We start from the raw sequence: 6,860 nt of genomic DNA on the forward strand, positions 1-6,860 counted from the left end.
CAGCCTTCACCACCCTCATCACCCCCCACGTCTACCCCGAAACACTCCCCCCAGACACCATCCGCAACATCCGCACCATGAAAGCCCGCATCGAACACGAGCGCCTCCCACGCGACGCCGCGTTTCATCTGAAGCTCGGTCCAGGAGGTCTCACGGACGTGGAGTTCTTCACTCAGCTTCTCCAGCTTCGCCACGGGGGAAGGGAACCTGCGCTGCGTGCCCACGGGACGATCTCTGCGCTGAAGGAACTCGCACGCACCGGCATCCTCACCGACGAACAGGCCGACACGATGATTGCGGCATATTCCTTCTGCGCCAGAGTCCGCAACCGCCTGTACCTTCAGTTGGGAAAGCCGACCGATGCGCTCCCCACAGATGGCGTCCAGGGAGTCCGCTTGGGGCGCTCGCTCGGGTACGAGGAAGCTCCCCGGTCTGCACTCCGCGAGGAATACCGTCGGTTGACGAGACGGGCCAGAAGGCTGGTCGAGACCGGTTTCTACAGCGATTCGATGCGATAGCATCCCTGCCACCATGAACTGCACCCCGCAACATCTCAGGTCCGTCGTCGAGGAGGTCATCCCTCTCGCCGTCGAGGCGCGACGCCACATTCATCAGTACCCCGAGATCGGACACCAGGAGTTTGCGACCACGCAGTACATCGCCGGAATCCTCACCGACGCCGGTCTCGAACCACGCGTCCGCCCTGCAAGAAGCGGCCTTGTCGTCGATGTGGGGACCGGCAGTCCCGTCGTCGCTTTTCGCGCCGACATCGACGCCCTCCCGATCCAAGAGAAGACGGGGCTTCCTTTCTCGTCCCAGAACCCGGGACTCATGCACGCGTGCGGTCATGACGTGCACAGCGCCATCGCCGTGGGCATCGCCGTCGTGCTGTCCAAGCTCGAAGCGCTCGACGGCACGGCCCGTTTCATCTTCCAGCCTGCCGAGGAGCAGTTCCCTGGCGGTGCACAGGAGTTGATCGACGAGGGACTCCTCGACGGTACCGACTCGATCATCGCTTTCCATGTGGATCCGGCGCTCCCTGCCGGAAAGATCGGCTTTCGCTCCGGGCCAATCACGGCCTCGTCGGATCAATTCCACATCACCGTGGAAGGGCCCGGCGGGCACACGGCACGACCGCACCTCACCGCGGACACGATCTACACCGCAGGGAAGATCGTCACCGAGCTGCCCTCACTGCTGGATCGCCTGATCGACAGCCGGGTGCCTCTCGTCGTTGTCTTCGGATCCGTCCATGGCGGTACCGCAAACAATGTCATCCCTTCGGAGATCGAGTTGTACGGTACGGCGCGAACGCTGGGCCGCGAGATGTGGGAGCAGATGCCGAAACTCGTCGAGCAGCTGGTCCATGAGATCGCTTCGCCGACCGGTGCGACCGTAACGGTCGACTACACGACCGGCATCGCACCAGTCATCAATGACGAACACGTGATCTCGGAAGCCAGCTTCGCCGTTGGTCAGGTACTCGGACCACACTCTGTCGTTGCGACGCAGCCAAGCATGGGGGCCGAAGACTTCTCCGCCTACCTGGAAGACATCCCGGGTGCGATGTTCCGTCTCGGCGCCGCGCCGGAGGGCCGGGACCCGGTGGATCTGCACTCGTCACAGTTCGATGTCGACGAGCGGGCGATCGAGGTGGGAGTCCTCGCGGGAGCAGCAACCTTGATGGGGATACTCTCCTGCAACTGGGTCGGCGAGTAGGAACTCCAACGTACCCGGTACCTCGTATTTCGTACCGCGACGCAGCACTGATACAAGACTGCGAGGCGAGCGTGGCGGCTGTGGCGTAACGAAGCGCAGCCGCGTACTGCGCCGAGCCGGAGACAGGGCGATGCGCGGTCGTCGAGATGCGCGCCATACATCGCGCAGCACGCTCCTAGAGCGTTCGTTCGAGCACTCCGGCGAGACGGCGAACGTCGTCCATCAGCTCGGCGAACTCCTCCGGCAGAAGTGCCTGGGATCCGTCGACCAGCGCCGACTCGGGCTCTGGATGAACATCGATCATGACCCCGTCGGCACCGACGGCAACAGCGGCGCGTGTCAGTGGAGCGACCAACGACCGTTTCCCCGACGCGTGCGACGGATCGACGAAGACCGGCAGGTGGCTCATCGACTGGACAACAGGTACGGCGGTAATGTCCAGCGTGTTGCGAGCGGCGGTCTCGAACGTGCGGATACCCCGTTCCACCAGGATGATCTGATGGTTGCCCTCCTTGAAGATGTACTCCGCAGCGTTCAGCCACTCTTCGATCGTCGCAGTGAAACCGCGTTTGAGCTGAACAGGCCGGGACTGGCGACCGACTTCGCGAAGGAGCGGGAAGTTGGCCATGTTCCGGGAGCCGATCCGGACGATGTCGGCGTAGGAAGCAACCATGTCGACATCGCGGGGATCCAGCACCTCGGCAACGAACGGCATCTCCAGCGTTTCTCGTACCGCGGCGAGAAGTTCGAGGCCCTCTTCGCCAAGCCCCTGGAATGCATACGGGGACGTACGCGGCTTAAAGGCGTCACCGCGCAGGATATGAGCGCCGGCCGCCTTGACGGCCTCCCCTGCACGCAACAGCTGATCACGACTCTCGACGGCACATGGACCGGCGATGACCGTGAGCGTCCCCCCGCCGATACGGTGGCCACCGATCTCGATGACGGTGCTCTCATCCTGGAGATCACGACTGACGAATCGAAGCGGTCTCGTGACGGGCATCGTTCGCGCGACACCCGGCACCGCTTCCCACGGTATCTGGCGCACTGTGTCGAGGTTGCCGATCACACCGATAACGGTTCTGACCTGCCCTTTGGATATATGCGGCTCCGCACCCGCCGATCGAACCCGCTGGGCAACGGCTTCGACCTGCTCGGGACGTACGTCCTTCTTCATCACAATGATCATCAACTCACCCGAGCCTCGGGTCCACTAATTCCATACTCCGCACCCTGTCGCCGTACACGGCCCTGAGTCCCTCATCGACCTCGGCGACCGTGCCGGGGTCCCAAATGGTAACGAGTATTGCGCCCTCACCATCCATCCCGACGAATGCCCCCCGTGCAACGGGGATCCTCGGCCACTTCATCTGCGAGTACGAGGAGGCTGCCGGGATCCTTGTCAATCGCCTGCCTGCACAATGACGGTGTCCACAGCCACGGATGGTACCCGGGAAATGGCGCATCGACCGCCCCTACACTCTCACCACGTGGAACGCATCCTGGTCACCGGAGCGGCTACCTGGACGGGCGCCGGACTGGTCCGGCGTCTCAGTCGCCATGCGGACACGAAGATCATCGGCGTGGACGACATCACGACCCGCATCTCCGAGGATTTCCATCAGATGCGCATCGACACGCTCGAGTTCGCGAATCGTGTCGTGGATCTCGCCCCCACAACGGTCCTGCATCTACAGACCACCCATCGGTCAGAACGCTCGATCCCGATCGCCGCGCAGACACTGCTCGGTGCGCTCAGCCGCCTCTCGACGGTCAGGCGGCTGATCGTTCGCTCAGATCTCGCAGTCCACGGAACCGGCCCGCGGCTGCCATCGGTGCTCGCGACCGAGACCCACTCGACCGGTGACCCCACTCCGTATGAGAGCGCCCTCAGAGACATGGAAGCTTCTGTCGGCTCGTTCGCCGGGGAGCGGCCCGACATCACCGTGACCGTCCTGCGTCTCGCCCCGATCTTCGGAGAAACGACGGACGACACTCTCGGTCGTTTTCTCTCTCGTCGCGTCGTTCCCACCATCCTCGGCTACGACCCCCGCCTTCAGTTCCTGCATGAGGATGACGCAGTCCGGGTGCTCGAGCATACCCTCGAGCATCCGATCCCCGGCACGTTCGACGTGGCGGCGGACGGCCAGATCTACTTGAGCCGAGCCTTGCGGCTTGGAAAGCGAATCCCCCAGCCACTCCCCGAACGCCATTTCCGCAGGATCGTGCGAACGTTCGAGATGCAAGACTGCGGTCTCCCCGAGCACATCATCCGCCTGCTTCGCCACGGGCGAGTAGTCGATCCGAGTCCACGCACGGAGATCCTCGGTTTCCGGCCTGACAGGAATTGCAGAGAGACGGTCCTCGCGGGCTACGGGCGGAGATCCTGAATGGAGGCGATGCTGAGCCGCCTGCCGGTCGAACAGCTCCGCTCGCTCGCCCGGTCGCTTGAGATCACCGGGCGCTCGAAGATGCGGAAAGGGGACTTGGTCATCGCCGTTGCGCGGGCACTCCGCGCCGCCGAGACGACCCGACCTCTGCCTTCGATATCGACGCCTCGGGTGTCTGATCGACGCAACGCAGCGCAGGAACGGTTTGCGGACATGATCGATGGCAAGGAACTCTGTGACTTCTCGACCGCAGAGACATTCACGTGTGGCCTGCCGGTCATCAAGGGGAAACACCGATGTTCCCTGCACGGAGGAGTCGACATCTCCGACGTCACGGTCCCTGCACTCGGAAGGCTCGGGTTCGACACGTGGCCGGCACTGATCCGACACCTTCTCCTCGCCTCCTACGACATCGACGCACTGGGACTCGATCCCGTCGTGGCAGAAATGGTCTGGCACCTCGGCAACTACCTCTACTACGACTACTTCCGTGTCGACGTGTCCGGAATCGATCGGGTGCCGGTCACCAGTCCCGCGGTTCTCGCAGCCAACCACGGAGGCGCCGCCCTGCCATACGACGGTTTCATGCTCTCGCTCGCCGTCGCCAACGAAAGCGTCGTGCCCCGGCGGCTCCGGGTCGTCGCGACCGAGATCTTCAACATGCTGCCCGCACTCTCTCACCTGTATCGAAAGGCCGGAGCGGCGTTTGCGGCACCGGAAGACGCACGCTGGGTTCTGGACCACGGACATCTCCTCGGTGTCTTTCCCGAAGGTGTTCGTGGCTTCCAGAAACCGATCTCGGAAGCATATCGGCTCCGCAGATTCGGCAGAGGCGGCTTCGTTCAGCTTGCCATGAAAACGGGCGCACCGATCGTGCCGGTGGCAATCGTCGGATCCGAGGAAGTACACCCTGCTCTCTTCACTTCCCGCAAGCTGGCGCAACTCGTCCGTCTCGCCTTTCCGGAGCAACGCATCGATGAGATGGCCGTATGGCTCAATCCGATCCCGCTCCCCGTCCACTGGCGGATCCACTTCCTCGCACCGGTCGATCCCGGTCCGGCCACCGAACATCCCGATCGCATGGCCATCCTCGAGATCGCCGAGCACATCAGAGGCACGATCCAAACAGAGATCGATCGCATCCTGACCATGCGAACCACCATCTTTTAGACTGCTTGCAGTAGTTAGCAGTTGTGCCTATACTGTTAGCCATGAGCAAAGAACCGAAGGAAGAGCGCCGAGGTGTCGACCTTGGTGCGTTCATACGCCAGCAGCGCGAACGGGCGAACATTTCGCTCCGGAAGCTGGCCGAACGTGCCGGAATCTCGAACCCATATCTCAGCCAGATCGAACGCGGGCTGCGCAAGCCGTCCGCGGAGATCCTCAAGTCGATCGCCCGCGGGCTGTCGATCCAGGCCGAGTCGCTCTACCAACGGGCCGGTCTGCTCGATGAGGGCTTCCATCCACCATCGGTGGTCGAAGCCGTCGAAGCAGACGTTCACATGAATCAGCGACAAAAGCGTGTACTCCTGGATATCTACCGAACCTACGTCCAGGACGAGGAGGAACCATCATGATCATCGAGACATCCAAGAAGATGCTCTACGCAGCAGTCGGTGCGCCGGTCGTCACCGCTCGCCGTTTCACCGAGCGGATCACCGATGTCACGAGCAAGGTCCATGACCTTCGTGATCGGATGAACGATGAGCTCACCAAGGAGCTCGACGCCTGGGCTGCAGAGGGCGAGAAACTCATCGAGCGAATCAGGGAACGCGAAGGTGTCGAGGAACTCGTCGACGACCTCGCGGGACGTGTCGACCTCGATCAAATACAGGAACAGGTCGGCAAGCTGCGCGAACACCTCGACGAGATGTTGCAGTCCTGGCGCAGTTCTTTCCGTCCGACTCCCACGACACCACAGAAGATCCAGGTCGTCGAGGAACCCGCACCCAAGCCGGCAGCAGCCAAGAAGACCGCAGCAGCCAAGAAGCCGGCAGCGGCCAAGGCACCGGCAGCCAAGAAGACCGCAGCAGCCAAGAAGCCGGCAGCGGCCACGCCCACATATGGGTGGCGGGGGTGCACCGGGATCTGGTTACAGAACTCGACGGTGCGACGCACGGTGTCGATGTCGCTCAGGTCGATCTCGGGATCGATGCCCTGGCTGAACAGGTTCATGGCGATGGTCACCATGTCGACGTTGCCGGTCCGCTCCCCGTTGCCGAACAGGGTTCCCTCGATCCGGTCGGCACCGGCCATCAACCCGAGCTCGGCGGCGGCCACCGCCGAGCCCCTGTCGTTGTGGGGGTGGAGGGAGAGGATCACCGCATCCCGATCGCGTACGGTGCGATCGAAGTACTCCACCTGGTCGGCGAAGATGTTGGGCGTCGCCATCTCGACGGTTGCCGGCAGGTTCAGGATGAGCGGATGGTCTGCCGTCGGCTCCCACACACCCATGACCGCCTCGCAGACCTCGATGGCGAATGGCAACTCGGTGCCGGTGAAGGACTCGGGGGAGTATTCGTACCGGATGCGGGTGCCCGGGGAGGTGGCTTCCAGCTTCTCGGTCTCGACGGCGCACGCCCTGGCCCCCTGCACTGCGATGTCGATGATCCCCTTGCGATCGAGTCCGAACACCACTCTGCGCTGCAGTTCGGAGGTCGAGTTGTAGAGGTGAACGACCGCCGACTGGTTGCCGCCACCGCAAGCGATTAGGCAAAAAGCAACAACAAGGATAGTCCCTATGCCAAATAG

General features: G+C 62.9%; 8 protein-coding genes. 5 read left to right on the forward strand and 3 right to left on the reverse strand.

Features of this window, described 5'->3' with window-relative positions; all coding sequences use genetic code 11:
* Together GWP04_11665 and GWP04_11670 are read left to right on the forward strand one after the other, a co-directional pair.
* A partial coding sequence (locus GWP04_11665) for a bifunctional glutamine-synthetase adenylyltransferase/deadenyltransferase (GenBank protein NIA26210.1) occupies window positions 1-518 on the forward strand: 518 nt, incomplete at its 5' end.
* A gap of 13 nt (window positions 519-531) precedes the next feature.
* The gene (locus GWP04_11670) at window positions 532-1,719 is read left to right on the forward strand and encodes an amidohydrolase (GenBank protein ID NIA26211.1); all 1,188 of its coding nucleotides are present in this window, start codon (window positions 532-534) and stop codon (window positions 1,717-1,719) included.
* A 175-nt stretch (window positions 1,720-1,894) separates the two neighbouring features.
* Here the strand turns inward: GWP04_11670 and aroF are convergent, their stop codons facing one another.
* Window positions 1,895-2,908, reverse strand: a complete 1,014-nt coding sequence (gene aroF / locus GWP04_11675; protein ID NIA26212.1) for a 3-deoxy-7-phosphoheptulonate synthase — start codon at window positions 2,906-2,908, stop codon at window positions 1,895-1,897.
* A gap of 301 nt (window positions 2,909-3,209) precedes the next feature.
* On the opposite strand from aroF, the gene GWP04_11680 reads away from it, so the two are divergent.
* From GWP04_11680 to GWP04_11690, 3 genes are read left to right on the forward strand one after another with little or no spacing between them, the layout of a single operon-like run.
* The gene (locus GWP04_11680; protein NIA26213.1) at window positions 3,210-4,109 is read left to right on the forward strand and encodes an NAD-dependent epimerase/dehydratase family protein; all 900 of its coding nucleotides are present in this window, start codon (window positions 3,210-3,212) and stop codon (window positions 4,107-4,109) included.
* Complete coding sequence (locus GWP04_11685; GenBank protein NIA26214.1) at window positions 4,110-5,279, forward strand: hypothetical protein; 1,170 nt, start codon at window positions 4,110-4,112, stop codon at window positions 5,277-5,279.
* Between the two features lie 41 nt (window positions 5,280-5,320).
* Window positions 5,321-5,686 carry a helix-turn-helix domain-containing protein gene (locus tag GWP04_11690; GenBank protein NIA26215.1) on the forward strand — a complete coding sequence of 122 codons (366 nt, stop codon included), beginning with the start codon at window positions 5,321-5,323 and terminating at the stop codon, window positions 5,684-5,686.
* Here GWP04_11690 and GWP04_11695 read toward each other — a convergent pair.
* Together GWP04_11695 and GWP04_11700 are read right to left on the reverse strand one after the other, a co-directional pair.
* Complete coding sequence (locus tag GWP04_11695; GenBank protein ID NIA26216.1) at window positions 5,656-5,970, reverse strand: hypothetical protein; 315 nt, start codon at window positions 5,968-5,970, stop codon at window positions 5,656-5,658. The two genes, GWP04_11690 and GWP04_11695, sit on opposite strands and share 31 nt — an antisense overlap.
* A partial coding sequence (locus tag GWP04_11700) for a hypothetical protein (protein NIA26217.1) occupies window positions 5,934-6,860 on the reverse strand: 927 nt, incomplete at its 5' end. The genes GWP04_11695 and GWP04_11700, both read right to left, overlap by 37 nt.

It is taken from the genome of Gammaproteobacteria bacterium (assembly GCA_011682695.1).
Classification (GTDB): Bacteria; Actinomycetota; Acidimicrobiia; order Spongiisociales; family UBA4744; genus BMS3Bbin01.

Coding starts and splice junctions, on each gene's coding strand:
- GWP04_11670 (NIA26211.1), top strand. CDS start 532: ATGAACTGCACCCCGCAACATCTCAGGTCCGTCGTCGAGGAGGTCATC.
- aroF (NIA26212.1), bottom strand. CDS start 2,908: ATGATCATTGTGATGAAGAAGGACGTACGTCCCGAGCAGGTCGAAGCC.
- GWP04_11685 (NIA26214.1), top strand. CDS start 4,110: ATGGAGGCGATGCTGAGCCGCCTGCCGGTCGAACAGCTCCGCTCGCTC.
- GWP04_11690 (NIA26215.1), top strand. CDS start 5,321: ATGAGCAAAGAACCGAAGGAAGAGCGCCGAGGTGTCGACCTTGGTGCG.